The 23,855-nt window shown below is 42.6% G+C and carries 31 protein-coding genes and 1 other annotated feature; of the genes, 13 read left to right on the top strand and 18 right to left on the bottom strand.

Going from position 1 to position 23,855, the window contains the following annotated elements:
• The first annotated feature begins 337 nt into the window (after positions 1-337).
• Both GLW00_RS05385 and trpS read left to right on the top strand, forming a co-directional pair.
• Positions 338-709, top strand: coding sequence for a DUF3899 domain-containing protein (locus tag GLW00_RS05385; protein ID WP_160912005.1), 372 nt, complete (start codon positions 338-340; stop codon positions 707-709).
• 53 nt (positions 710-762) lie between these two features.
• Positions 763-959, top strand: a binding site (T-box leader).
• Between the two features lie 58 nt (positions 960-1,017).
• Positions 1,018-2,016: a tryptophan--tRNA ligase gene (trpS, locus tag GLW00_RS05380; protein WP_160912003.1), complete on the top strand. Its 999-nt coding sequence runs from the start codon at positions 1,018-1,020 to the stop codon at positions 2,014-2,016.
• A gap of 29 nt (positions 2,017-2,045) precedes the next feature.
• Here the strand turns inward: trpS and GLW00_RS05375 are convergent, their stop codons facing one another.
• Positions 2,046-2,807 (bottom strand): YjbA family protein, encoded by a 762-nt coding sequence (locus tag GLW00_RS05375; RefSeq protein ID WP_160912001.1) that lies wholly within the window; start codon positions 2,805-2,807, stop codon positions 2,046-2,048.
• Between the two features lie 90 nt (positions 2,808-2,897).
• Positions 2,898-3,098 (bottom strand): YuzI family membrane protein, encoded by a 201-nt coding sequence (locus tag GLW00_RS05370; RefSeq protein ID WP_160911999.1) that lies wholly within the window; start codon positions 3,096-3,098, stop codon positions 2,898-2,900.
• Between the two features lie 181 nt (positions 3,099-3,279).
• On the opposite strand from GLW00_RS05370, the gene GLW00_RS05365 reads away from it, so the two are divergent.
• Positions 3,280-4,275, top strand: a complete 996-nt coding sequence (locus GLW00_RS05365) for an LCP family protein (RefSeq protein ID WP_335808446.1) — start codon at positions 3,280-3,282, stop codon at positions 4,273-4,275.
• 39 nt (positions 4,276-4,314) lie between these two features.
• Here GLW00_RS05365 and fabF read toward each other — a convergent pair whose 3' ends face one another.
• Both fabF and GLW00_RS05355 read right to left on the bottom strand, forming a co-directional pair.
• Positions 4,315-5,556 (bottom strand): beta-ketoacyl-ACP synthase II, encoded by a 1,242-nt coding sequence (fabF, locus tag GLW00_RS05360; protein WP_160911997.1) that lies wholly within the window; start codon positions 5,554-5,556, stop codon positions 4,315-4,317.
• An 18-nt stretch (positions 5,557-5,574) separates the two neighbouring features.
• Complete coding sequence (locus tag GLW00_RS05355) at positions 5,575-6,513, bottom strand: beta-ketoacyl-ACP synthase III (protein ID WP_160911995.1); 939 nt, start codon at positions 6,511-6,513, stop codon at positions 5,575-5,577.
• Between the two features lie 193 nt (positions 6,514-6,706).
• On the opposite strand from GLW00_RS05355, the gene GLW00_RS05350 reads away from it, so the two are divergent.
• Positions 6,707-6,883 (top strand): hypothetical protein, encoded by a 177-nt coding sequence (locus GLW00_RS05350; RefSeq protein WP_160911993.1) that lies wholly within the window; start codon positions 6,707-6,709, stop codon positions 6,881-6,883.
• 89 nt (positions 6,884-6,972) lie between these two features.
• On the opposite strand, the gene GLW00_RS05345 is transcribed toward GLW00_RS05350, so the two are convergent.
• Positions 6,973-7,929 carry a BMP family ABC transporter substrate-binding protein gene (locus GLW00_RS05345; RefSeq protein ID WP_335808445.1) on the bottom strand — a complete coding sequence of 319 codons (957 nt, stop codon included), beginning with the start codon at positions 7,927-7,929 and terminating at the stop codon, positions 6,973-6,975.
• Between the two features lie 87 nt (positions 7,930-8,016).
• The gene (locus GLW00_RS05340) at positions 8,017-8,538 is read right to left on the bottom strand and encodes a hypothetical protein (protein WP_160911991.1); all 522 of its coding nucleotides are present in this window, start codon (positions 8,536-8,538) and stop codon (positions 8,017-8,019) included.
• 132 nt (positions 8,539-8,670) lie between these two features.
• Here GLW00_RS05340 and GLW00_RS05335 point away from each other — a divergent pair, with 132 nt between their 5' ends.
• Positions 8,671-8,850 (top strand): YjzD family protein, encoded by a 180-nt coding sequence (locus GLW00_RS05335; RefSeq protein ID WP_237417443.1) that lies wholly within the window; start codon positions 8,671-8,673, stop codon positions 8,848-8,850.
• Positions 8,851-9,044: 194 nt separating this feature from the next.
• Entirely contained in the window at positions 9,045-9,863 is an 819-nt protein-coding gene (locus tag GLW00_RS05330) for an undecaprenyl-diphosphate phosphatase (RefSeq protein ID WP_160911989.1), read from the top strand.
• A 73-nt stretch (positions 9,864-9,936) separates the two neighbouring features.
• Here the strand turns inward: GLW00_RS05330 and moaD are convergent, their stop codons facing one another.
• The 5 genes from moaD to GLW00_RS05305 form a co-directional block, all read right to left on the bottom strand.
• Complete coding sequence (moaD, locus tag GLW00_RS05325; RefSeq protein WP_160911987.1) at positions 9,937-10,170, bottom strand: molybdopterin converting factor subunit 1; 234 nt, start codon at positions 10,168-10,170, stop codon at positions 9,937-9,939.
• Positions 10,167-10,628, bottom strand: a complete 462-nt coding sequence (locus GLW00_RS05320; RefSeq protein WP_160911985.1) for a molybdenum cofactor biosynthesis protein MoaE — start codon at positions 10,626-10,628, stop codon at positions 10,167-10,169. Before GLW00_RS05320 ends, moaD begins: the two co-directional genes overlap by 4 nt.
• On the bottom strand, positions 10,625-11,143 hold the full coding sequence (gene mobB / locus GLW00_RS05315) for a molybdopterin-guanine dinucleotide biosynthesis protein B (RefSeq protein WP_160911983.1): 519 nt from the start codon (positions 11,141-11,143) through the stop codon (positions 10,625-10,627). The genes GLW00_RS05320 and mobB overlap by 4 nt, the downstream gene beginning before the upstream one ends.
• A 168-nt stretch (positions 11,144-11,311) precedes the next feature.
• Positions 11,312-11,596: a metal-sulfur cluster assembly factor gene (locus GLW00_RS05310; protein ID WP_089654274.1), complete on the bottom strand. Its 285-nt coding sequence runs from the start codon at positions 11,594-11,596 to the stop codon at positions 11,312-11,314.
• Between the two features lie 104 nt (positions 11,597-11,700).
• Positions 11,701-12,465: an alpha/beta fold hydrolase gene (locus tag GLW00_RS05305; RefSeq protein ID WP_160911981.1), complete on the bottom strand. Its 765-nt coding sequence runs from the start codon at positions 12,463-12,465 to the stop codon at positions 11,701-11,703.
• A 183-nt stretch (positions 12,466-12,648) separates the two neighbouring features.
• Here GLW00_RS05305 and GLW00_RS05300 point away from each other — a divergent pair, with 183 nt between their 5' ends.
• From GLW00_RS05300 to GLW00_RS05290, 4 genes are all read left to right on the top strand, one after another.
• Positions 12,649-13,467, top strand: a complete 819-nt coding sequence (locus tag GLW00_RS05300; RefSeq protein WP_160911979.1) for a Cof-type HAD-IIB family hydrolase — start codon at positions 12,649-12,651, stop codon at positions 13,465-13,467.
• Positions 13,468-13,561: 94 nt separating this feature from the next.
• Positions 13,562-13,708 carry a hypothetical protein gene (locus tag GLW00_RS20455; protein ID WP_202412394.1) on the top strand — a complete coding sequence of 49 codons (147 nt, stop codon included), beginning with the start codon at positions 13,562-13,564 and terminating at the stop codon, positions 13,706-13,708.
• Positions 13,709-13,710: 2 nt separating this feature from the next.
• On the top strand, positions 13,711-13,920 hold the full coding sequence (locus GLW00_RS05295) for a DUF3813 domain-containing protein (protein ID WP_089654266.1): 210 nt from the start codon (positions 13,711-13,713) through the stop codon (positions 13,918-13,920).
• 516 nt (positions 13,921-14,436) lie between these two features.
• A complete protein-coding gene (locus tag GLW00_RS05290) occupies positions 14,437-14,976 on the top strand; it encodes a DUF6944 family repetitive protein (RefSeq protein WP_160911978.1) in 540 nt (179 codons plus the stop codon).
• 38 nt (positions 14,977-15,014) lie between these two features.
• Here GLW00_RS05290 and GLW00_RS05285 read toward each other — a convergent pair whose 3' ends face one another.
• Positions 15,015-15,440: a hypothetical protein gene (locus GLW00_RS05285; protein WP_160911976.1), complete on the bottom strand. Its 426-nt coding sequence runs from the start codon at positions 15,438-15,440 to the stop codon at positions 15,015-15,017.
• Positions 15,441-15,457: 17 nt separating this feature from the next.
• Complete coding sequence (locus GLW00_RS05280) at positions 15,458-16,285, bottom strand: DUF2785 domain-containing protein (RefSeq protein ID WP_160911974.1); 828 nt, start codon at positions 16,283-16,285, stop codon at positions 15,458-15,460.
• 133 nt (positions 16,286-16,418) lie between these two features.
• Here GLW00_RS05280 and GLW00_RS05275 point away from each other — a divergent pair, with 133 nt between their 5' ends.
• Positions 16,419-16,682 carry a NifU N-terminal domain-containing protein gene (locus tag GLW00_RS05275; RefSeq protein ID WP_160911972.1) on the top strand — a complete coding sequence of 88 codons (264 nt, stop codon included), beginning with the start codon at positions 16,419-16,421 and terminating at the stop codon, positions 16,680-16,682.
• Positions 16,683-16,708: 26 nt separating this feature from the next.
• On the opposite strand, the gene GLW00_RS05270 is transcribed toward GLW00_RS05275, so the two are convergent.
• Positions 16,709-17,608, bottom strand: coding sequence for a BsuPI-related putative proteinase inhibitor (locus GLW00_RS05270; protein ID WP_160911970.1), 900 nt, complete (start codon positions 17,606-17,608; stop codon positions 16,709-16,711).
• Positions 17,609-17,671: 63 nt separating this feature from the next.
• Positions 17,672-18,520 carry a YitT family protein gene (locus GLW00_RS05265; protein ID WP_160911968.1) on the bottom strand — a complete coding sequence of 283 codons (849 nt, stop codon included), beginning with the start codon at positions 18,518-18,520 and terminating at the stop codon, positions 17,672-17,674.
• A gap of 180 nt (positions 18,521-18,700) precedes the next feature.
• Between GLW00_RS05265 and GLW00_RS05260 the strand changes: the two genes are divergently transcribed.
• Complete coding sequence (locus GLW00_RS05260) at positions 18,701-19,561, top strand: DegV family protein (RefSeq protein WP_160911966.1); 861 nt, start codon at positions 18,701-18,703, stop codon at positions 19,559-19,561.
• 130 nt (positions 19,562-19,691) lie between these two features.
• Positions 19,692-20,603 carry a DUF4349 domain-containing protein gene (locus GLW00_RS05255; protein ID WP_160911964.1) on the top strand — a complete coding sequence of 304 codons (912 nt, stop codon included), beginning with the start codon at positions 19,692-19,694 and terminating at the stop codon, positions 20,601-20,603.
• 35 nt (positions 20,604-20,638) lie between these two features.
• On the opposite strand, the gene GLW00_RS05250 is transcribed toward GLW00_RS05255, so the two are convergent.
• From GLW00_RS05250 to GLW00_RS05240, 3 genes are all read right to left on the bottom strand, one after another.
• Positions 20,639-22,051 (bottom strand): alpha-amylase family glycosyl hydrolase, encoded by a 1,413-nt coding sequence (locus GLW00_RS05250; protein ID WP_160911962.1) that lies wholly within the window; start codon positions 22,049-22,051, stop codon positions 20,639-20,641.
• A 359-nt stretch (positions 22,052-22,410) separates the two neighbouring features.
• The gene (locus tag GLW00_RS05245; protein ID WP_160911960.1) at positions 22,411-23,121 is read right to left on the bottom strand and encodes an SIS domain-containing protein; all 711 of its coding nucleotides are present in this window, start codon (positions 23,119-23,121) and stop codon (positions 22,411-22,413) included.
• 10 nt (positions 23,122-23,131) lie between these two features.
• The gene (locus GLW00_RS05240; RefSeq protein WP_160911958.1) at positions 23,132-23,854 is read right to left on the bottom strand and encodes a GntR family transcriptional regulator; all 723 of its coding nucleotides are present in this window, start codon (positions 23,852-23,854) and stop codon (positions 23,132-23,134) included.
• Position 23,855 lies beyond the last annotated feature (1 nt).

Below are 23,855 nucleotides of genomic sequence, written 5' to 3'. Positions count from 1 at the left end.
ACAAGTTTTCTAACTATTTTGCATTACCTTTTTTTTTGAAAACTCTCAGGATTCCCATCATTATTACGTTTCAGTAACACAAAATGAGACTAAATGCCTAGTTTATTTTACAATGTTATAGGCATAAACTTATTATTTATAAGCTCATATGCATAAAAAAAGATATGGGATTTTGAAACATTGTTATTTATTACGGTTATCCGTTAAAGCGTTTGTATAGACCATGCAATATTTTACCAAAGTTGAATTTTCTGTTTATTTAATGTGTTAACAATTCCTTCATACTTATTAAACGTGCTATAATATAGGTCGAGTTTGTATGAAAGGTGGAAATGATGTGATCATCATAAAAAATAAATGGTTGATGTTCGGTTTAAATTTGGCGATTGTAACGATCCTGTTTATCACACTTGCTCCCGCCTACGATTTATTCCATTATATTAACCTGCTTTTCTATATCGCTTACTTCTATATTTTTATTGGTATTATCATGTGGGTCGTACGCGGAGGATTCTTTGACGGGATCACTTACGGATTCAGACGATTCACCAACCGGATGTCCAGACAAAGAGATTATTTAGACGATTGGGAGGAAAAACCCCTTCCCTCTCAAACTGTCCACCAATCATTACCCAAATTTTTCTTATTTCAAGGGATGTTGTTAGGCATAAGTCTATTAGCTTTACTTTTCCTTTACTATTCAGGATAAGTGGTTGCATATATTGAAGGATTCCGATATAATACTGACTTACAAATATCGAACGAAATGCAATGAAGAAGGATAAGTACGTAGGGTAGATCCTCTACAGAGAGGCTGTGGTCGGTGAAAACAGCTGAGGATATCATACGGAATTGGGCCTTTGGAGCTTCAATAGACGTAAATCGGCGTTAACGATTCAAGTTGACTTCTATATATTTAGAAGTAATTAGGGTGGCACCGCGGATCATTCGTCCCTTCCATAATGGAAGAGATGAATGATCTTTTTTCGTTCAAAAATAAATGTTGAGGTGATGATGATGACAAAAACGATTTTCTCAGGCATTCAACCAAGTGGTACGTTAACGCTTGGAAACTACATTGGAGCCATGAAACACTTTACAGATTTGCAGGATGATAACCACTGCTATTTTTGTATTGTCGACGAGCATGCCATTACAGTTCCACAGGACCGGTTGAAATTGAGAGATAACATCCGTGCTCTGGCCGCTCTATACTTAGCCTCAGGAATTGATCCTGAAAAAGCGACCCTTTTCATTCAATCAGAAGTTCCTGCGCACACTCAGCTGGGTTGGATGTTACAATGCGTCAGCTACATCGGGGAGCTTGAGCGAATGACGCAGTTCAAAGATAAATCATCAGGCGGAAAGGAAGCAGTATCTTCCGGACTCCTTACCTATCCTCCATTGATGGCAGCAGACATTCTCCTATATAAGACAGATGTCGTCCCAGTAGGTGATGACCAGAAACAACATTTGGAACTTACAAGAAACTTGGCGCAGCGATTCAACAATAAGTTCAATGATATTTTCACAGTTCCTGAAGTAAGCATTCCAAAAGAAGGTGCCCGCATCATGTCCCTTCAAGAGCCAACGAAGAAAATGAGCAAATCTGATGAAAATCAAAAAGCGTTCATTTCTATGCTGGATGATGAAAAGAAAATCATGAAGAAGATCAAGAGTGCCGTTACTGATTCTGATGGAATCGTGAAGTACGATAAAGAAAACAAACCTGGTGTTTCCAATCTGTTGACCATTGAGTCTGCTTGCTGCGGTGCAAGTATTGAAGAGTTGGAGCAGAAGTATGAAGGAAAAGGATATGGTGATTTCAAAGTAGGGGTCGCAGAGGCGGTCATTGCCGTTCTCAAACCTATCCAGGACCGTTACGAAACATTGATCCATTCCGAGGAATTGGATGAGATCCTAGATGCAGGGGCTGATAAAGCATCCTATGAAGCCAACAAAATGATTCGTAAAGCGAAGAAAGCCATGGGTCTTGGCCGCGTGAAGAAGAAATAACAGACAAAAAGCCAGAATTGAGTTATCCCTCAATTCTGGCTTTTCATATGTTGAGAGACCCCTTCATTCTCTCCTTGCCATATTGTTTCAAAGAAGGGCTGCCCTTTCACCATCTTTTTGCACAGTTCCTCGTGAGCCGTGGACCAGCCATTACAAGTTCCATGATATAGACGATCCCATGCTTCATCATTTGAGAATTGCTTGATGGTCGGATATTGTGCAGGATTCCATTCCGTCAACCAGTATCGTATTTCTTCAGGATGATCGGATTGTTTCAACTGATCGAGTGCCATCATCAAAAGCTGCTTCAACTGTCTCTCTCTCCGCGTCAAGCCTGACATTTTCCTTGGATCTAATGATAAAATATGATGTTCTTTTAATACTCTTTCTTCTATTAAATAGTGCTCGGGTTCTTTTCCTTGGACCATCTCAAATACAAGACGCTCTTGTCGAGGTATTAAACGGCTCTTTTTAACAGGAAGCGTATATCCAATCGTATCAAATACCATTACATCTTTGCCGTTCGTTACGACTGCTGCATATTCAACCGTGTGACGTTCTTGATTCTTCTTCATATACGTTTTGCGGTGGATATCCTGGAGCAGCGATGCTGGTAGATCTTGCAAATCATTTTCAATAAAATTGAAAAGTTCATCACTGATTAAAATCAAAGGAATTTGATCGATCAGTTCAATACCATCCTCTTTGCGCCATTCATGAAAACGACAGACGTTATACCCATTCTCTTCACCTTCAAACCAGTTCACCCACAGATCATGCATGTATAACATTTCGGACCCTCACTTTCACTCGGTGATCTCTTTTGGTTACATTATGACCAATGCTGGCTTTTTTATTCTTTGAATCCATATTTTAGAAAATTAATCTTCCATAAGAATCAAGGCTGTCGTAATGAATATCAAACCGACAGGAAAAAGATAGCATTCCACACGTGTATGAATCAGAATAAAGAATTCCATCCAACTCAACCCGGCAGGAACGAGATTCAAATACGTGATCGTTACCGTTCCGCCTGCGACAGCAAAACCGAAACCAGTTAAGAGCAGCATCCAGTACCACATAGCTTCATCCCCTCCGGCTCGTCCTCCTATTGCTATCTTATGAAAGCAAATGCTTTGTCATGCGGTGAATTCCTCTTTAAATCCTAGTCTTTACTTCATTGGAAAGAACAGGTACATTTAATAACAGACAGACTTTAATAAACAAGCTTTTTTATGGGTTGATTTTGAAAGGATGATGACGGTGTCTCAGTCGAGATCCTTGCGGAAACGCAGCAGGAGAAGGCGAAAACGCAAGCTTTTTATTGGTATGTACGCACTTATCTTTTTAATAATCATCAGTTATTCCGGGTACGAGTACTTGGCAGGTAAGCATCAGGCGATGAGTCAACAGGCTTCCGCTGCTGAAAGTATTGATAAGGTGGAGACGGTCGAAAGTGTGTACAAAGAAGAATTTAACGGAAAAGACAATGGAGACGGGAAAATGACCGTTCTTCTATTAGGGGTTGATCAGAGAGGCTCAGAGATTTCAAGAACGGACACGATCATGGTTGCAGAATATGATCCCGCTGAAAAAGAGGCGAAGGTCGCTTCTTTGATGAGAGACCTTTACGTAGATATCCCCGGACACGGTTACAACAAACTGAATGCCGCCTTCGCTCTAGGCGGACCGGAACTTCTTCGCGAAACTATTGAAGTGAATTTAGGAATTGAAACGGAATACTACTCAATAGTAGACTTTCAAGGGTTTACACAAATTGTGGATACTCTATCACCGGATGGAATGAAAGTGGATGTAGAGAAGAACATGCAGTACCGCTCCGGGGATGGAACGACAGACATCCAATTAGAAGAAGGACCACAGACACTGAACGGGAAAGAACTTCTTGGTTATGTGAGGTATCGAAGTGACGCCCGAGGGGATTTTGCCAGAGTAGAGAGACAACAAAAGGTTATACAATTGATGAAAGAAGAACTCCTCTCATTCCAAGGAGTTATGAAAGCTCCTCGTTTAATTGGAAACCTCCAACCATATATTGATACGAACCTCGGTGGTAGTAAAATGGTCCAAGTCGGTAAAGATCTTTTGCTGAACCCTGTGGAGTCAATGGATATGATCAGCATCCCTACAACCGATAACGTATGGGACGAACGTAAGCCTTATCCAATCGGCCTGGTGCTTAACCACGATAAGGAATCTACGAAACAAACACTGCAGCAATTTTTTGAACAAGAATAAAGAAAACCCGATGTCTGGGTGGCAGACATCGGGCTTTTTTTATTCTTCGAACTTTTGGAAAATCAGACTAGCATTGTGACCGCCAAATCCGAGCGAGTTACTCATCACAGTATTGACCTCTTGTTTACGTGCCTCATTCGGAACGTAATCAAGGTCGCACTCCGGATCTGGAGTTTCGTAGTTAATCGTCGGAGGCAGTATTCCGTCGTTGATTGCTTTTAATGAAATGACCGCTTCAACCGCTCCTGCAGCACCCAAAAGGTGACCAGTCATGGATTTCGTTGAAGAAATCGCAAATTTATTCGCATGCTCTTGGAATACGGTCTTCGCAGCATGAGTTTCGAATTTATCATTCAGCTCTGTAGACGTTCCGTGAGCGTTCAAGTAATCGATGTCTTCCGGTTTCATACCCGCATCATCAATCGCTTGTCTCATCGCACGAGCCGCTCCGTCTCCTTCAGGTGCCGGTGAAGTGATATGATAAGCATCTCCTGTAGAACCATAGCCCTTCAACTCGCCATAGATTTTCGCTCCACGTTTTTTCGCAGATTCCAGTGTTTCCATAATGAGAATGCCTGCTCCTTCTCCCATAACGAAACCATCACGGTTTTTATCAAAGGGACGGCTGGCTGTTTGTGGATCTTCATTGAGAGATAATGCACGTGCAGCGGCGAATCCTGCAAATGACATTTTATTCATAGGTGCTTCAGTTCCACCCGCAATCATAATGTCAGCATCTCCGCGTTGAATTACTTTAAATGCGTCACCAATTGAGTTGGCACCAGAAGAACAGGCTGTCACTGTACAGGAGTTAATCCCTTTCGCGCCAAGTGCAATGGATACCTGACCAGCTGCCATGTCCGGAATCATCATAGGGATGAAAAACGGACTGACTCGACGATAACCTTTTTTCTGGAACGTTTCGAATTGAGATTCATACGTGCCCATTCCACCAATTCCAGAACCAATCCATACACCTGTTCTTGGAGCGACATCTTCTGTAATCTCAAGCTTCGCATCTTCCACGGCCATATGAGCAGCGACCATCGCATATTGGACGAACGGGTCCATGCGACGAGCATCTTTACGATCCACATAGTCAGAAGGATCGAAGTCTTTCAGTTCAGCTGCCACATGGACAGGGTAGTCTTCCTTGTTCACTTTAGTGATCTCCCCGACACCGGAGACGCCATTTTTAATATTGTTCCACATTTCTTCTACTGAATTACCGACAGGAGTTACCGCTCCCATTCCGGTAATGACAACACGATGTTTATCCATCATTCCATTCCTCCTTGGTTACTTCCCCCATCGAAGGGCAACGGCTCCCCATGTGAGGCCGCCACCAAATCCGACAAGAACCACTAAATCATTATCTTTTATCTTACCTGCCTTCACGTCCTCTGACAAAGCAATCGGAATAGACGCTGAAGAAGTATTTCCATAACGCTTCACCTGTGTGGACATTTTTTCTTCAGGGATTCCTAAGCGTTGTCTGGCTGCTTCCATGATTCTTATATTCGCCTGGTGTGGCACTAAATAATCAACATCCTGCTCACTCAGCCCAATTTTTTTAACAACATTTACCGAGGATTCAGGCATTTGCCTTACTGCGAACTTGAATACTTCCCGGCCATTCATGGACAATGTGTCTTCAGGTGTCTGATATAAATGAGGTCCACCTGCTCCATCAGCCCCCAGTTCAAACGAAAGTATCCCCTTGTCATCACTTACCGGTCCAATGACAGCAGCTCCGGCTCCATCACCAAAAAGGACGCAAGTATTACGGTCCGTCCAATCCGTGATCTTCGAGAGTTTCTCAACCCCTACGACAAGAACATTTTTGTAGGCATTCGTTTCAATGAATTGTTTAGCCGTAATGACTCCATACATGAACCCAGCACAGGCGGCACTCAAGTCCATAGCTGCTACTTTGTTAGCACCAAGTCTATGTTGCAGCATGGTCGCAACAGATGGGAATGGTGTATCAGGAGTAACAGTAGCAACGAGGATCATATCAAGTTCCTCTGCTTTCATATCTGCATCTCTTAAAGCTTCTTCCGCTGCACGAAAAGCTAGATCAGAAGTATCCATTTCGTCTGAAGCGATACGACGTTCCTCAATTCCAGTTCGCGTACGAATCCACTCATCACTCGTATCCACCATTTTCTCCAAGTCTTTATTCGTCAGCACTTTTTCCGGCGCATAGTGTCCAATGCCCAAGAATCCAGCATTCATATATTCATCCCCTTAAAGGTAATATCTAATATCAATTCTTATGACTTGGTACTAATTTTAATTCATCTTGGACCAATCTGCAAGTTTTGAAAAAGTCCATCCTGGAACCTGTACTTCTTTTTCATTTCTGTGGTACCTGCCTACAAAATACAGGGGGATCTCTCATAAATTGTAGCAGAGGAGGTGTGCTTGTATGGGCAAAAGAAAATCATCCCCATTTGATGATTTTTGGGGGTTCCGTCAGCCAGAAGAAGATGAAGGGAAGAAAGAATCACAGCCAAAACTCAATGATCTCTTCCAAGAAGCTTCAAAAACATGGAAGTCTGTATCACCAATGATTAAACCTATGATGGATAAATTCAAGAAATAAACATCCAACTTCTTTTAAAAATATTGTTCATATAAGTGATCGGACTTGATATGGATTCAAAAGAAAAACCTCTGAAGCAATGATATGCTTCAGAGGTCTTTTTCAGGGAGCTCTCCCGTTTCTTTATAAGTTTCTACGACTTCCGTCATTCTACTCTGGAAGTCTTCTGGAATACTTGGACTGTATTCCCCCATCTTAATAGCGCCTTCCTGAAAATCGAACGTAAGCATTTCTCCAGGTAAGTCGTCATTCATGTAACGCTCCATCGCTAATTTATATACTTCATCAACCTTTTGTACAGTACTCGTGAGCACCGTATTTTCAGCAACAACAGATTGATCCTCTACATAACCGATGGCATAATTGCCGTCATTCTGCGCCTGTTCGATGACCGCCACATTAAAAACATCTCCTGCCGGGTAAAAAACATCCGCACCCTCTTCTTTCATGGATTCATAATACATGAGGGCCATCTCCGTATTTTCCCAGCTGTTTGTCAGTGAAATATCCACTTCGGAATTCGGGTTTTGATACATGACACCTTCGTAAAACCCTTCAATTTCCGGCTGCCATTCAAATGCTCCAATAATTCCAACACGATCCGTTTTTGTCATTTCACCAGCTACCATGCCTGCGAAAAATCCCATCGCTTGCGCATCAAAATTGAGACTTGTTACATTTTCTGCTGAGAATTGGCCATTAAAATAGATGAAATCCATTTCCGGATAAACCTCATGCAATTCTCTGAAGTGATTTCCATATAAGCTGCTATGGCCGAAAATGACATCAATGCCCTTAGATGCAAACTCATCGACGGCATCGGCTGTATGTTTATATGTGCGTATGCCCTCTTTAAAATAAATATCTACTCCATATTCTTCCTGGATTGATTGCAACCCTTTGTACCCTTGCTGCCCCCATGCTTTGTCATGGATGGTCGTTTCGACAAGCATGCCGACCTTTATATCTTTTTTATAATCCGGAAGACCTTGACATGCAACAAGAAAAAATAATAGAGAGAGGATCATGATGGACTGTAATTTCACATTCAAGCACTCCTAAGTACCTACTTATATCCTCTCCCTATTCTACATTTTTTTCATCACAAAAGTAAATGACCAACATGGAAAGCTCTAGAATTTACGAAGCAGTTGCTCACACCGCCACAAAGCCTCCACTCTTTCGAGAATGATATCCTTGTCCTCGACTCGCTGCTCTACACGAAGCGGTTGCTGATTGAGGAACATGCCGAGGAATGCCTCAATGAAATCTCCAACATAGGTCGCCTTGTGCTCCATGATCCATTGCACGAACTCCCCTTTTTCCTTTATCCCTGTTTTCCCTATGTCCATCCATTCGCCATAGAGAAGAGGAATTTCAATCCACTCGCTCTCTTTATCTCCGTGCCTCAGCAGCAAGCCGTTATCGACTAAATCCACTTCCCACTCATCATTCGATTGTTGAATGTGATTTTCTTTATCGCTTCGTTGAAAAAAATGTTGAAAATTACTGTTCCTCCCGACATACATATATAAGAGATCACTCTTCGGATCCTCGATGGGGTCAATACCGATGACTTCGATCCCTTCTTGAAGAAGATTTGACGTCAAATGATATCCAATCCAATGAAAGCAAGGGTTAACGGTCACCATCATAGGCTATCCTCCTCTTCCTTGTCTTCCTACATTTTATTCAATGAATCCTTCAATCATGAAGCGATTTCATATTTCCTTTTCCTGTACTCTCTGATAAGATAAGGATAGATTGTGTAAAAAATGAGGTGAATAATGATGCGGATGATTTGGACAATCATTTGGGCTTTCCTATTGAGCTTCATGTCCGCTTATGTAGTCAGCAACATGGCTGGGAGCAGTTTCTCTTTCTCCCAAGTCATCATTATGACAATTCTTTTCACCCTTGCTGCAGTTGTTCTTGGGGATGGAATCATCAAAGAAGAAGAAGCATAAGCCACACTCAAGCGTTGCTATCCTTCGGGAGGCAACGTTTTTCATTTGGAAAATGATGAAATCCTCCTCTAGCCACAAAGAGAAGGTTCCTATATAATCGGAGAGTGCGTGAACATCATCACAATTGTTCTATCAACACATACGAAAAATATAGATATAAAAAGGAATACAGATGGGCAGGAGGAACACGTAATATGGAACAACTATGGTTGATCATTAAATACTTATTTCTGGGAATTTTTCAAGGGTTTACAGAACCCATACCGATTTCATCCAGTGGTCATTTGGTCATCGCACAGGAATTACTGGGGATTGAACTGGAAGGTCTTACATTTGAAGTGCTTGTGAACTTTGGGTCTCTCGTAGCAGTTTTAATCATTTACCGGGAAGATCTCATGCGATTGATTCAAAATGGATTCGGATACTTATTCAATCGCAGCCAACGCCATCAGCAGCAAAAAGATGACTTTGATTTCATTATCTACCTGATCATAGGTACGATCCCCGCCGGGGTGCTTGGCGTTCTTTTAGGAGATGCTATTGAAGTTTTATCTACCGTTCAAACAGTGGGGATTACCCTCATTATTACAGGAATTGCCCTATGGCTTATTCGTAACTTGAGAGGACGTAAAGGCGACGGACAATTGACGTGGAAAGATGCTTTAATTGTAGGAATTGGACAAGCGGTCGCACTTATCCCAGGCATCAGCCGCTCAGGAGCGACGATTGTTGCTGCAATGTTTTTAGGCATGAAACAGGAAACTGCGCTCCGTTTTTCCTTTTTATTATTTATCCCAGTCAGTCTGGGAACGATGCTACTATCCATTGAAGATGTGATTAGACATGCCAGTGATGAAAATGCCTGGTTTGCCTACATCATGGCCTTTGCGGGGTCTGTAGTCGCTTCGTATTTCTCATTAAAGTGGTTCATGGGCATCATGGCTCGCGGTAATTTGAAGTATTTCGCATTCTACTGTTTTATCGTCGGCGGACTTGTAGTGCTATTCTTATAAAGACAAAAAAAGCCAGTACAACTCTAAGGATTGTACTGGCTTTTTCTAATGCACCCAGGCTGGATAGAAGGAGTTATCCACCACTGACCGGAGGAATAAAGGCAATCGTATCTCCCTCTGAGATCGTTGTATCCTCCGGCGCAAATTCTTCATTGATTGCCATCATACAGCTAGTCACTTGATCGAGAGAATATTCAGAGCGTACTTTTTCTTTCACTTCTCCTAAAGTCATTCCGGCAGCTGCGAGTCTCACTTCATCCGTTCCAATCGCTTCCTTCAATCCCGCAAAAAATAAGAGTGTATTCATTTAATTTCCTCCTTTAACGGAACTCCCGGCCGCACCTCTTTTTGGTCTCCAATCCACTCTTCACCGTCTTCCCAATGCTCTTTTTTCCAAATCGGAACAACCTCCTTAATTCTCTCAATTGCATAACGACTGGCTTCATAAGAGTCGTTCCGATGTGGTGTGGAAACAGCGATCATTACAGCAATATCCGTAATATCAAGACGTCCAACCCGGTGGGCAATGACTACTTGCGCGCTCGGCCATTGTTTTTCAATTTCTACGGCGATTTGTTCCAGTTTCTTTTCAGCCATCTCTTTATATGTTTCATACTCTAGATAAAGGGTTCGTTTACCTTTCGTAAATTCCCTAACTGTGCCAATAAACGTATTTATGGCACCAGCTTCTCTTCTGATTACCCTTTTCGTCACTTCTTCAACCTTAAGAGGTTCAGTTGTAATCCAACAACGTTCCTCCATCATGCCCCCTCCTTCGCTAAACGATAGACTTCTGGTAAGCGCTTTCTCCACTCTCTGAGCGGTATGGCAGGTAAGGATACTTGGTTCATCAAGCGTTCATCCCAGCAAATGACTAATTGGATATTCGTCACCTGACCAAGCAGAGGCAGGTCCTCTTCCCTTTTTATAATGACAGCTTTAGGAAAGTGTTCCTGTTTGTATCCTTCAACCGCTATTAAATCCGGAGAAAAATGCTGATATATCTCAACAAGCTGTGTCAGTGGGAAATCATCTTCATGTGATAATTCAAGCTGGAACCTGCGAGGGCTGTCCACCCCTGTCATAAAAGCGCCTGATTCATGCAGACGGTAACTATCTGTATCAAGATGCATGACCTTCAGCGGTTCCTCATGACCATGATGCTTAATTGCGGCGACTTTCTCTCCTCGATCCGTACCATAGGCAATCAAATCTGAGAGTAAAGAGGTCTTTCCACTGTTTTTGTACCCGACAATCTGAAAAACCGGCGTTTTGGCCATTCGTCTCCCCTCCTTGGTAATCACTCGCACATGTACAATGACAATGGGCTTGGATGATGTGCACTGGACCGCGAACGGAACAGAAAAGGCAACCGCCGGATCTATTTTCCTTTGTCTATGTAAAAACCCCTACCGTCGTTCACACGGCAGGGGCATAATTTCCATAAATCAATCTGGAATTCCAAGAGCTATCTTCGCATAACGACTCATACGATCTTTGGTCCAAGGTGGATTCCAAACGATGTTGACCTTAATTTCATTCAATTCAGGCAAGTCAGCGAGAGATCGTTTAACATCCTGTTCGATATGACCCGCAAGCGGGCAGCCCATCGCAGTTAGTGTCATCGTTACCGTTGTATCGCCATTGTCATCTATATCGACGCCATAGACCAGGCCTAAGTTGACGATATCAATGCCGAGCTCCGGGTCAATGACATTCTCAAGGGCACCCATTGCATTTTCTTCAAGTGCTGTTGTACTCACATTAGTTCCCCCTTCACAATTCTTCAAACTCTATTATAAACAAAATTTCAAAGAGAATAAAATATTCCCACTGGTTACAATACTAACTCCAACCAATTGACCATTTCGAGCACGGCAAAACGACTGACTTTATGATCACGACCCACCTCTCTCAGAAACCGAATGTTCTCAGGATTCTTGTATTGATCGATGGCTTCATTATAAAAATCATAGGAATGCTCAAATGGAACAACCGGATCCGCATCACCATGCCAGAAAAACAATGGACGCCCATAAAGTTTATCCATTTGCCTGGAAAGGTCAATCCCTTCAAGTGACTGGTATAGTTCCTCAAGGTCTGCTTCTTTCAAGGGAAGTCTGACCCCGGAATTCTCAACATCCTGTATAAGCTTTTGGGCAAATTCAACGGGCTTGGGTGACCCCATCATAACAGCAGAAGCTTGAATCCATGGATACATGGTCAATGCAGCACTCGTCGTAATACCACCCATCGACGTTCCACCTACACCGATGCGTCGATCTTTGATTAGGTCCTGTCGATCGAGTTCATCTTTTATATCTTGAAGCTCTTTTAAATTTTGATACACGATATCCCAAAACTTGAAGTTCAACTCCTGCTTTGGCAGCTCTTCGTCACGCTCGCCATGATGAGCGCTATCAGGCAGAATGACCCGATACCCCTTCTGTGCAAGGAGATAAGCTTGAGGCAAGTTATGCTCTTTTGCGGAAGTAAACCCATGGAAGTAAACGAACACGGGCAATGGCTGGTCTTGTTTCGTCGAATCGACAACAGTTAGAGCGGGTACATTTTTATAAGTATTACGGTAAATCCCAATCATTGTTCCTATTTCCTTTCTGCAAAAACTTTACGTTTTGTTTAAGATGTGTTTATAAATAGTATATATAATATGTATCGTAACACTGCCTTCTTTAATTGGAAAGTGTTAGGTTAACACAAGGGAAATTCTTTACAATCCACCGTTCTCCCCGATAAACTATACATACAAATGAGGTGAAGGATTATGGAACGACATCTGATTGCTTTAGATTTAGATGGCACATTATTAACCGATAATAAAGTCATTAGTGAAAAGACGAAGAATACCGTCCTCAAGGCTATGGAGCAAGGTCATATCGTCGTCATAGCGACAGGCAGACCACACAGAGCGAGCATTAATTATTATCATCAACTCGGGCTTGAGACACCAATGGTCAATTTCAACGGAGCCCTGATTCACCATCCGAAAGACCACCGTTGGGATGCCATTCATTCACCTTTAGGGATCCGTACCGCTCATAAAATCATACACACCTGCCAGGAACTCGGTGTTAAGAACATTCTTGCTGAAGTGAAAGATGAGGTATACCTGGATCAATATGATGAGGAAATCATGAGTATTTTTCAAACAAAAAATGATCCGATTACTGTCGGTCGCCTTCAGTCAAACTTGAAAGATGATCCGACATCCATTCTCATCCATCCGGAAGAAGAAAAAATCCAAATGCTTCGCAAAGAACTGGACGATCACGCTTCTCTGATCGATCACCGTAAATGGGGCGCTCCCTGGCACGTCATTGAAATCGTGCGGGCAGGTATGAACAAAGCTGTCGGTCTGGATAAGATCGCCCGTTATTTCCACGTCCCTAAAGAACGCATCATTGCTTTCGGAGATGAAGACAATGATTTTGAGATGATTGATTATGCCGGTGTCGGTGTAGCAATGGGAAATGCTATCAATGAACTGAAAGATCTCGCTAACCACGTCACCCATTCGAATGAAGACGATGGAATAGGTGCCTTTCTTGATGACTATTTAAAAATAAACAAACATGCCATATAAGGTACAATTTTCCTAGCGTAAAAAACAGCCCTCCTGCCATACTAAGCTTGAACGTGAAAGCGTTCAGGCTTTTTTATGACAGGAGGGTCTTGTCATGGAGCAGCAAAAGAAAACCAATCGTAAACAGGATCGCTGGACAGAAGTTCGAAAATTCGACGAGAGCGAGATGGAGCCGAAAAGGCTTTCAGAAGCGGATCGTAAAGAAATCGAATCAGACCAGCATACGGTAGGAGGGTTTTAACCATGGAGAAAAACCTTTTTGAAAATGCACGCGATGCGGTCAACCGTTTCACCCAAAAACGTGGGGGCAAACACGACGCGACTAGCCAACATGATATGGAAGCCGCGAAACAAGCGATTCAGTCTGCCTATAGCCAATGTTCTCAAGAGGAGAAACAACAGCTACAGCAGTTTGAACAAGAAGTGGAAGCTCATCACAACAACTTACGATAACCATCGTAGAAGATCAGGCCGGTCAACGGCCTGATCTTTTTTAATACTAAGCCCCCTTTTCTTGAAGACTCAGTTCGAGACTTTTATTGAGTGTATGCTGAGCCTCCTCGGACTGCGTACTGTAGGGTCTCACTATGCATTTTTCCCTCCTGGATAGCCGGTTCTGGCATATCTAAATACATCGAAGCGCCCGATTGTGCACTCAATCGGGCGCTTCGATGTATTTAGAAAATCATTAGGGGGTATTCATTATATACCCGGAAAGACAAGTTTATAACTCATAAACTACACTCAAACGAAAACACTTATTATTACCCATAGTTCTTCAACATTCTGGCAGGGTTGTAAAAGAATACTTTTTGAGACTTTCCAGGGTTAGTTGCCCGAGTTGAGCGTCAGGGATGGCCGGTTTCATCACTTTCCAAAAAGTGGTTTCAGTTGCTTTAGACTATCCTCATTTTTTTCTTTATCACCTTAATGCCATTCCGGAGTACCATAAAGAGAGGAGGTATGAACATGGGCAGTAAGAACGACCAAACTCTAATAGGTTCCTGGGTCGTTGCGGCGGGAACCGTTGCTTCAGCCATAAATGCTTCGATCAACGCTCATACAGATAGCGATGACGAGGGCCTTAACCTTATCGGTAATACACTGCAGGCCACTGGAAATGGAATCATTGCGGATGAAACAAACTCCCCTCTATCTGCATCAGGGAATATCATTCAAGCAGCAGGAAACTCTACGATCGTTTATAGTATTCTAAATGATTTAGAGAGAAGAACCGAACTGAACCTTGTTATAAAAGGAAATTTGCTACAAGCATTAGGTGGCCTGGCTGGATTTTCTGAAACGTATGGGACGGACCCTTCTTTGACAAATGCGTACAAATTAAATGGAGAATTATTAGAAGTGGTTGGAAATTCTATTCAGGCTATTGCTGCCGGACGTGAATTGGAAGGAATAGAGGCCGCTGATTTTTCTGCACTTGGGAGTTGGATTCAAGCGGTCGGAGCTATTATAGTAGCCCTTACCATCACTAAACAGGAATGGAGGTAAGTATAAAATACATAAAGGCCGGGAGTATTCCCGGCCTTCTACTCGAATCTGTAATACGACTTCTTTAATGTGAAGGCGTATAGGACATGCCCAATCAACCAATATAATATCGCTGTCCCATCTGTTAAAGCAGGGGTCTCTTTAATGGCTAGGATCGTTAGCGGTACATAGGTCGTAGCAGCAATGGCTGTAAGGAGAATGGCAAGCCCCCACCGGTTCCGGTTGGTTTCCTTCAACTTACGCATAAAGGCATAACTATACAGGATCCCAATGATCCAGGATATAACCATGTGGAAAAGCCATTCCATCAATACCGGCCAATCAATGTTACCTATGACCGGGATAAAGTCCACATTCATAAGCAGTGTGTACACTTTCTTCCCTGTTATCTGCTCTACAAACCACATATACAAACCAAGAACAATTCCTGATGTTGTTCCTATAAAGACTCCCCATCGAATCATAAGCATCCTCCAAGGTTTTAGTAAGCTTCCTGTTTCCTAAGTTCCCTTAATAGCATCTCCAAAACCTGTCTGAGCTCTCGATAATCCCCTTCAAGCATACGAAAGTAAAGAGCCCTCATAAAGTGCTTGCTGTTATTGATAATGATATCTTCATTCGGGTCTTGCCAGCTGTCACGGATATAAAGCAGTGTTTCCAGCCACTCTACCCGCTCGGCATGGCTGATCTTACCAAACATTTTCATAACCGCGGTCACCATCCGCTCTTCCTCATCAAAAAGGTACGGGTGATCGATAAGAAACTGCTCTCTAATCACTGGCAGCATCTCAAGAATTTCTTCTTTTGTAATTTCTTCACAGGCAGCCACACTGTAAATGGCATCAGCTGCATGGGCCATGGCATGTGCCCATCCTTTATCTTTCACGTACCCGCGGTGATCCTTTTCTTGCTGCATATACTTTTTCAAATGGTCCCATACACGATGGACTTCTTCTTCCTTTAAAAAAGGTGAATCTCTATGTTTTTCCATGATGGGCGAAATTAACAATACAGAAAAACTACGTTTAAAGACGGCATCCTCTTCTTTTTTAGAGGTGCCAATTCGGTAGAATAAATAATTTTTATTCAAAACCGACTGTAGAATATTCTTTAATTGTTCATTTGTATAATGACCTCGTTCAATAAACTTCGTGAATATGGAATGGATCAAATCATCTCGTAGAACAGGATGGACAGATCCGATTTTTTGTAGCATCATAGTGGTGAGCTCTTGTAAGTTTTGACCTTCAGGCAGCGTGTAATCATTATCCTTGATCGGCTGTAACACTTCAATCAGTCTTGATTCCATCGCACACACCTCCTAAACATTGCTCTCATTGTACCACATATGATGGCTAATCATGTAACTAGGTGGTTCATAGTTTTGAAGGTTTTTATTTTTTGATAGAATAAGAAGAGACGGAATAGAGGAGGATACTATAATGGCAATTCAAGTACAGGAAACACCCAACCCTAACGCGCGAAAATTCACGACTGAGTCTATGATTTTTCAAGGAGACGGAAGCGTCTCTGTCATGCCTGGTCAAACAAGCGAGCATAAAATTATGAACGATTTGATGGAACTTGACGGCGTCGATAACGTTTTCGGCTTCCAAAACTTCATCACAGTCAATAAACTCCCACAGGCCGAATGGGATGAGTTGACTCCCAAAGTGATGAGTACACTAGAAGAATACGGCTATTAAAAAAATCCGCCATTATGGCGGATTTTTTATTCTTCCGGTTGGAAGTTTTCTAATGGGATATAATTCACATTGGTCGGACTTCCATCTTGTGCACTTTCTTCAAACAATGTAAGGGTCAGAGTCCCAAACATCGGAAGGTCTTCTTCGGGAATATCAATCTTAAGCTCAAATGCAGACCATGAAGGAGCACCTTCATCGACTTGGAAAGCTGTTGGTTCTATTTGCACATTATGACCGTCTTCTACACTGTATAGGAAGCTTCCTTCAAACACGCGCGCCTCTCCATTAACTACATAGGAACCATTTTCTCCTGTGACGGTTAGATCACGAAAAGCTTGGCCGTCTCCATCATGGTGAGACGTTGGTGCTTCTTTTTCAGATCCCTTTCCCTTTTCTTCGTCCTCTTCAATGGTAAAGCTTTGAGTCACTTGGAAAGGATTCGCTTCTAAAGGCTGATCATTGATGGTATTCACAAGAAACGTCATGGTCGCCTCATATGTTCCAGGTTTTTCAATCCCCGTCCACGTTTCTTTCACATCAAAGACATCTCCTTGAGCCAACTCTTCTGTCGTCAATGCCTGTGTGAACATTTTATCAGCAGAGAAGGTGTACACACTTTCTCCTGCTTCATCCTTCACCTGCACTTCATACTTTTGACTGGAAGTAAATCCAAGCGTAACCGGCTCCTCCCCTGCATTTTCCAAGGAAAAATTGAAGGTTGCGGTGTCTGATGTCGGGTCAACCGTTGCGTCCATAGCTATTTGTTCAATCAAACCTTCCATATCCACCTCTGGTTCCTGTTCAGATGGTTCTTCCGTCATTTGATCATCCTTTTCTTCTCCACTTGCTTCATTTTCTGTTTCATTAGCACATGCTGCTAACGACAGCATCAGGGCTCCTAACAAAATGGCCAACAACTTTTTCATGACCCCACTCCTCTATTCTTTTCTATTTATTTTATGAGTCGTTTGTTTATGAAAAAAGTTACACTATTGGTCATCTTTTCTAAAGAAGCCGAAAATACCTGTGGTTTGGACAATGTTCGTGAATGCTTGAGGATCGACTTCCTGAATAATATGCTGTAAATCATAAAGTTCATATCTCGTGATAACCATGACGAGCATATTCTTATCCTGCTGAGTGAAAGCTCCTCTCGCTGGCAATGTAGTAATTCCACGCACCATGTGCCCATGGATCGCCTTTTCCAAGTCGGCTGCTTTCGATGTAATGATCATCGCCGTCAGCTTCTCATGACGTGTATGAACAGCATCAATCACCCGTGTAGTCACATACAAAGTCAGCAACGTATAGAGCGCATTCTCTGGTTTGTACAATAACCCTGCAATCGCAATAATTGCACTATTAAGTATAAGAAAATAAATGCCGATCGGGCGGTCTTTCATCCGGGACAATACCATGGCTACAATATCAAGACCACCGGTGGAAGCACCCCACTTCAAGGTAATTCCAACACCCATTCCGCCGATGACTCCACCAAACACAGCGTTCAAAATGATGTCCTCAGATAATTGCTGGACAGGAATCAATTCAAGAAATAGTGTGGTAAAAGCAACTGATATGGCGCTGTAAACGGTAAACCCCTTTCCTACCTTCAACCAACCTAGAATAGCGACTGGAATGTTAAGTAAGAATAGTAGAATACCTGTACTAACCGGTATGCCGGCGAAATCATTTAAAATACTTGTGAGCAACTGGGCAACCCCTGTAAACCCACTCGCATAAACATTTGCTTCAATCAAGAATAAATTCAGCGAAACCGCATTTAACACGGCGCCGAACAGAACAATCAAGATACGTTTTATTTCAACAGTAAACACAAGCGGACCTCCTAGCCTAATTTCATCTATTCATTTTTATCACCGTAGTAGAGTAAAATCAAGATAATTTTGGTAGAATCGTGTAAAGTTTTGTCGGATAGTTTGCAATCAGTATATTTTGACTATCTCACGGTTTGTGCCTAAACTAAAAGTACATCCTAAAAATAGAAGGTGACGCGTATGCATGTACAAGTATTGTGTGATTCTGCAAGTGATTTAAACCAAGATATGTTCCAACAGCTTACTGTCCATTCGCTTCCTTTAAAAGTCATCATTAACGAAGAAGAATATGAAGACGGAATCGACATCACTCCAAAGGAAGTCTACGAACGGATGCGGAATGGGGAAGCACCTAAAACCGCCCAAGTATCCCCACAAGCTTTTCGAGAAACGTTCACTACTTTAGCTGAAAAAGGCCAGCCTTTCATTTATTTTGCTTTCTCTTCCGAACTATCAGGTACATACCAAACGGCAAAAATGATTGAACAAGAGGTGAAAGAACAATATGAGAACGCCCAATTCGATGTCATTGATACAAAAGCCGCTTCCCTTGGCTACGGATTGGTAGTTCTTAGGGCTGCAGAATTAGCGAAAGATGGTGCATCCTACAATGAGGTTCTTGAACTTGGACAATACCATGCGGCTCATATGGAACACATCTTCACCGTCGATGACCTGGAATACTTACAGCGTGGCGGTCGTGTAAGCCGAACGGCTGCATTTGTAGGCGGTTTGCTGAAAATCAAACCTCTCTTACACATGGAGGACGGAAAGCTCATTCCTCTTGAAAAAATCCGCGGGTCAAAAAAAGTATTAAAGCGCATGCTCGAAGTCATGGATGAGCGTGGAGCTGATCTAGAAAACCAACGCATAGCCATCAGCCACGGTGACGACGTTGAGAGAGCCGAGCAGCTCGCAGACATGATTAAAGAAACCTACGGAACAAAAGAAATTCACATTGATTATGTGGGAGCGACAATTGGAGCCCACGCCGGACCAGGCACCATTGCCCTATTTTTCTTAAATGACACTTATAAATAAACATTCCCAAATAGATGTAACCCTACTCCCTTAATTACGACTAATAACTAAAGGCGCAGGGAGGTTGGGGTGCTCTTTCTATGGAGCGTTCCTTCTTCTGCCTTGCTAAGTCTAATTAGGGGGGCTTTTTATGTACAGAAAAGGATTACCATTCCTACTTATTTTCACCCTCATCATGCTGCTTGCCGCATGCAGCGGAGAAGACAGCAGCGAAGAATCCACCAGCGAAAGTAATTTAGACCGTGCCAATGACTCGATGAACACAGTGGCAGAAGATGCATCAAAAAATGGGCTGGCCGATGCACCTGAAGCAGCTGAAAATGTAACCGAGCAAACGGAAGCTGAGCAGGAAAGAATGATGATTTACGAAGCACACATCGACCTTGAAACCAAAGATTTCGATAAGTTCCAGCAAAAGCTCCAGACACAAATGAATGAACATGAAGCTTATATGGTGGAAACGAATGTACAAAAGACCGAACGTGGGAACAGACAAGGTCATATTCGCATTCGGGTACCTCAACCAAATTTTGAAGACTTACTAAGTGGGTTCGAAACGATATCAGATCAAATCAAATCCAGAAATGTCAACAGTAGAGACGTGACAAAGAATTACGTGGACCTTGAATCCAGGTTAAAAGCAAAGGAAAAAATCGAAGGAAGGCTTCTAAGTTTCTTGGAAGAAGCCAGCGCAACGGAAGACTTAGTGGAAATATCCCAGGATCTTGAACGTGTCCAATCAGATATCGAATCTCTTAAAGGAGAGATGAACTACTTAGAAAATCAAAGTGACTTTTCCACCATTACTGTTTCCTTTACTGAAACCAAAGTCCTCGTTGGTGGAGTTGATCAAGGAGACTTGAATACTTGGGAACGGACAAAGCAAGCCTTCTTCAACAGTATCAATGGGATCATCAACGTCGCTTCCTGGTTGTTCGTAGCAGCCATAGGTTACTCTCCAATCCTTGTACCGGTCATCCTCATTGCCTTGGCCATTTGGATATGGCTTCGAAAGAAAAAAAGCGAATCTAATGAAAAATAAACAAAAAACAGGCCTTAGCGAGGCCTGTTTTTTGTTTATTGTTTATCTGCTTTACGATTCTTCAAGCTGATTACTGTGACAGTTATAACAAATAAAGAAAGTACTCCACCAACGAACCCTATAAACAACCAGTTGTAGCCACTATTTGACTCAACAATGAAGACATCGGCTGTTTCACGTTCCATTCCTAGCCGGTAGGAGCCATCACTTTGCTGACGGACAAGACCATCATGAAGCAAGCCCCTCAACTGGTGATCATCCTCCAGTCCTTCCAAAGTCGTTGTTCGGGTTTCTTCCGCATTATTGATGGCAATGATCATGGCATTACCTTCATAGGTGCGTTTGAAAACGGCAAGTCCATCCTCATTATACAATTCGCGGTAATCTCCTCTTGTGAGGGCTGGAAACTGCTCTCTCATCGAAGTCAGTTTTTCTATCCGTTTTTTCAGCTTTTCATCCCCGGCCTTAAAATTCATCATCGGGAGGTTTTGTGGATCTCCCCCATCATCTATCGGGGTTTCCGTTCCATAATACAACACAGGAATGCCCGGTGCCGTAAATGCATGTGTCAAAGCCAGCTGCCACCTGGTGATAGGATTTTGTCCTTCTTCAACAGCTTCATGTGTAAAACGGGATACATCGTAAAAGTCCAGCTGGTGCGGCTGTGTATGATTCTCTTCTACTAAAAGATCGTTTAAAGAGTTTCCTGCTTGACTAAAAGCTTCTCTTGTCACCGTTCTGAACAAGTGATCTTCATCGATCGATGAGGTGTACACAATTAGTGGACTATCCTGTAAGGACGTTTCACTTAAATCCGAACCATCCGTTATGATCCTGAAACCATCTACCCCTGTTTCTTCTTCCCAAAATTCCATCGTTTCGTTGAAATAAGCGGCTACACTTTCATCATTCACATCAACCTGAGGCAATTGATTAAACCAGGGGTGCTCGTTTACTACCTCTTCCCCTGTCAACCACTCGGACCTTGCCTGGTTCTCTGTCCACGGATGGTTTTCAGACACAAAACCAATAGGAAGATCAAAAATCACTTGGATATCACGCGCATGAGCCTCTTCCACCACTTGTTTCGCTTCTTCAACTGTTCCGAAATGCTCTTCCACATTGCGGAAGTCTGAAACATGGAAACCGTGGTAGCTATCTTCATCATTCTGCATGATCGGGGAGAGTTGAATCGTAGTAAATCCCAATTCTTTTATGTAATCCAATTGATCGACAATTCCTGATAAATCACCGCCATGGTAAGCGTTTGAATCTTCCAGATCTACGCCCTCATTATTGTCCATGTCTCCGTTCATAAATCGATCGACAACAATATAATAAACGCTTTCATCCTGCCATTGCTTCTCTCCGTTTTCTTCAGCTTCTGCCGCCAAAGGCAACCCAAGCATAAACGGGAGGCATGCCAACAGTAGTATTGCTCTTTTCATCTTCCGTGTCCCCCTTACAGATGTCATACCTCATTCTAGAGTAGCCTTTCCCACCTTCCTCCGTCAATCTCCTGTCCGATTCTCCATGAAATTGACACAGTTCTCCCCCTCTCAAAAAAAAAAAAAACAGACCTACGATAGGTCTGGATGGAGCTGATTCAAATCGCAAATATATTAACTGAAAATAAGCTCCCTTTCCTTGAAGACTCAGTTTCGAGACGATTGTGTGATTCCAGTGGCTCCGGGAAAAGGTTCGCTTTCCAGACGCCCCTTCCGCTCCTCCAAGGCAACGAACCCCAGAAACATCTCGAAACTGAGTTTTTCACAATCCTACAATATTACTGAATAATAATATTTCTCTAGAAAGAGATACGTTTGTAAGCTTCCATCATGTTTTGGTTATGTTGATCAGAACCATCGACATTCCCGCTTTTGAAAACAGGAGGTGCTTCACCACTTTCTGCTATTCTCTCAATCGTTCGCGTCATGAGTTCGTGTAAAATCCCTGCTCCTACTACAGAAGAAACTGGAGAATAAGATCGATCTTTGTGCATAATCGTATCTCCAACTGGAACTTCCATGTCAACGACATCATCGACGACATCCTCAAGCCTTGAGTTACTGGGATGACGGGACGGTTGACTTTCTTTATAACCGAGAGAGGTTAAAGCCACGGTGTATAAACCTTTTTCTTTACAAAAAATGGCTGTTTCAATAGGAGCAGGATTGCGACCGGAAGTAGAAATAATCAGGACAGCATCTTTTCTTTGCAAGTCTTCTTTTTCCAAATACGGTTGAACTATTCCTGATTTACGTTCATTTTCACTTGCCTGCCTTGCTCCTCGATGCAGCATTAATTCTTCAATCCAGATAGGATGCACAGGTACAAGTCCTCCCGCCCGATAGAAAACATCCTGAGCAAGTAAACTGGAATGACCACAACCAAAGGTATGGATAACCCCTCCTGCCTGAATGATTCTGGAGAGGTTTTCACCAACTTTCTCAAAGTTATGGAATTGGGAAGAATCAATATCCAACAATTTCTGGGATACTTTTGTTAAATAGCTCATCTTGAACTCCTTATCGATCAATATCCGTGATAAATTTATACCGATCGGCACGATAGGTGGATTTAACGACCTCGAAAGGAACACTTGGAGCAAGGAAACTTTTCCGTTCGATATGAAGCACTGGGGAATGAGGAGAAATATTCAAGTGTTCTGCTTCTTCCTCATCGGCAGCACGTGCTTCGATGATCTGGCGTGCCTGACTGATGGCCATGCCTAAATCGTGCTCTACATACTGATATATGGATCCATGCACAATATCTTCCGTCAAGTTCGGCAGTAATTCATGAGGCATAAAAGTGGTTTCGATGGCCATTGGTTTGTCCTCGGCTATCCTTATCCGCTGAATACAGTACACTTTTTCCTCTTCTTCCAGATCTAGTTTTTCCCGGATATCTCTTGGAGCTGCAATAACATCAAAGGCCAGCAGCTGACTGCTCGATGACATTCCCCTCTGCTTCATATCTTCCGTAAAACTTGTTAACCCTTTCAGCGGTTGTTCAAGTTTCTTTTCTGCTACATATGTCCCTTTTCCCTTTTCACGGTATAGGACACCTGCGTTCACCAAATTTGTCACTGCCTGTCTTACAGTCATACGACTGACTTCAAAACGCTCGGAAAGCTCCCGCTCGGACGGGATCATTTTACCGATCTCAAACTCCTCTTCTTCTATCTTTTGTTTCAAGTACTCTTCAATCTGATAATACAATGGTAACGGAACGTTTTTCTTTAACAAA

The organism is Halobacillus litoralis (assembly GCF_009856445.1).
GTDB classification, from domain to species: domain Bacteria; phylum Bacillota; class Bacilli; order Bacillales; family Halobacillaceae; genus Halobacillus; species Halobacillus litoralis.
This window is presented reverse-complemented; position numbering and strand designations above follow the sequence as displayed.

Bases quoted from the DNA above. Each gene is read 5' to 3' on its own strand.
- trpS (WP_160912003.1), top strand. From the start codon at position 1,018: ATGACAAAAACGATTTTCTCAGGCATTCAACCAAGTGGTACGTTAACG.
- GLW00_RS05375 (WP_160912001.1), bottom strand. From the start codon at position 2,807: ATGTTATACATGCATGATCTGTGGGTGAACTGGTTTGAAGGTGAAGAG.
- GLW00_RS05370 (WP_160911999.1), bottom strand. From the start codon at position 3,098: ATGTGGTACTGGATGCTGCTCTTAACTGGTTTCGGTTTTGCTGTCGCA.
- fabF (WP_160911997.1), bottom strand. From the start codon at position 5,556: ATGGATAAACATCGTGTTGTCATTACCGGAATGGGAGCGGTAACTCCT.
- GLW00_RS05355 (WP_160911995.1), bottom strand. From the start codon at position 6,513: ATGAATGCTGGATTCTTGGGCATTGGACACTATGCGCCGGAAAAAGTG.
- GLW00_RS05350 (WP_160911993.1), top strand. From the start codon at position 6,707: ATGGGCAAAAGAAAATCATCCCCATTTGATGATTTTTGGGGGTTCCGT.
- GLW00_RS05340 (WP_160911991.1), bottom strand. From the start codon at position 8,538: ATGATGGTGACCGTTAACCCTTGCTTTCATTGGATTGGATATCATTTG.
- GLW00_RS05335 (WP_237417443.1), top strand. From the start codon at position 8,671: ATGATGCGGATGATTTGGACAATCATTTGGGCTTTCCTATTGAGCTTC.
- GLW00_RS05330 (WP_160911989.1), top strand. From the start codon at position 9,045: ATGGAACAACTATGGTTGATCATTAAATACTTATTTCTGGGAATTTTT.
- moaD (WP_160911987.1), bottom strand. From the start codon at position 10,170: ATGAATACACTCTTATTTTTTGCGGGATTGAAGGAAGCGATTGGAACG.
- GLW00_RS05320 (WP_160911985.1), bottom strand. From the start codon at position 10,628: ATGATGGAGGAACGTTGTTGGATTACAACTGAACCTCTTAAGGTTGAA.
- mobB (WP_160911983.1), bottom strand. From the start codon at position 11,143: ATGGCCAAAACGCCGGTTTTTCAGATTGTCGGGTACAAAAACAGTGGA.
- GLW00_RS05310 (WP_089654274.1), bottom strand. From the start codon at position 11,596: ATGGGTGCCCTTGAGAATGTCATTGACCCGGAGCTCGGCATTGATATC.
- GLW00_RS05305 (WP_160911981.1), bottom strand. From the start codon at position 12,465: ATGATTGGGATTTACCGTAATACTTATAAAAATGTACCCGCTCTAACT.
- GLW00_RS05300 (WP_160911979.1), top strand. From the start codon at position 12,649: ATGGAACGACATCTGATTGCTTTAGATTTAGATGGCACATTATTAACC.
- GLW00_RS20455 (WP_202412394.1), top strand. From the start codon at position 13,562: ATGGAGCAGCAAAAGAAAACCAATCGTAAACAGGATCGCTGGACAGAA.
- GLW00_RS05295 (WP_089654266.1), top strand. From the start codon at position 13,711: ATGGAGAAAAACCTTTTTGAAAATGCACGCGATGCGGTCAACCGTTTC.
- GLW00_RS05290 (WP_160911978.1), top strand. From the start codon at position 14,437: ATGGGCAGTAAGAACGACCAAACTCTAATAGGTTCCTGGGTCGTTGCG.
- GLW00_RS05285 (WP_160911976.1), bottom strand. From the start codon at position 15,440: ATGATTCGATGGGGAGTCTTTATAGGAACAACATCAGGAATTGTTCTT.
- GLW00_RS05280 (WP_160911974.1), bottom strand. From the start codon at position 16,285: ATGGAATCAAGACTGATTGAAGTGTTACAGCCGATCAAGGATAATGAT.
- GLW00_RS05275 (WP_160911972.1), top strand. From the start codon at position 16,419: ATGGCAATTCAAGTACAGGAAACACCCAACCCTAACGCGCGAAAATTC.
- GLW00_RS05270 (WP_160911970.1), bottom strand. From the start codon at position 17,608: ATGAAAAAGTTGTTGGCCATTTTGTTAGGAGCCCTGATGCTGTCGTTA.
- GLW00_RS05260 (WP_160911966.1), top strand. From the start codon at position 18,701: ATGCATGTACAAGTATTGTGTGATTCTGCAAGTGATTTAAACCAAGAT.
- GLW00_RS05255 (WP_160911964.1), top strand. From the start codon at position 19,692: ATGTACAGAAAAGGATTACCATTCCTACTTATTTTCACCCTCATCATG.
- GLW00_RS05250 (WP_160911962.1), bottom strand. From the start codon at position 22,051: ATGAAAAGAGCAATACTACTGTTGGCATGCCTCCCGTTTATGCTTGGG.
- GLW00_RS05245 (WP_160911960.1), bottom strand. From the start codon at position 23,121: ATGAGCTATTTAACAAAAGTATCCCAGAAATTGTTGGATATTGATTCT.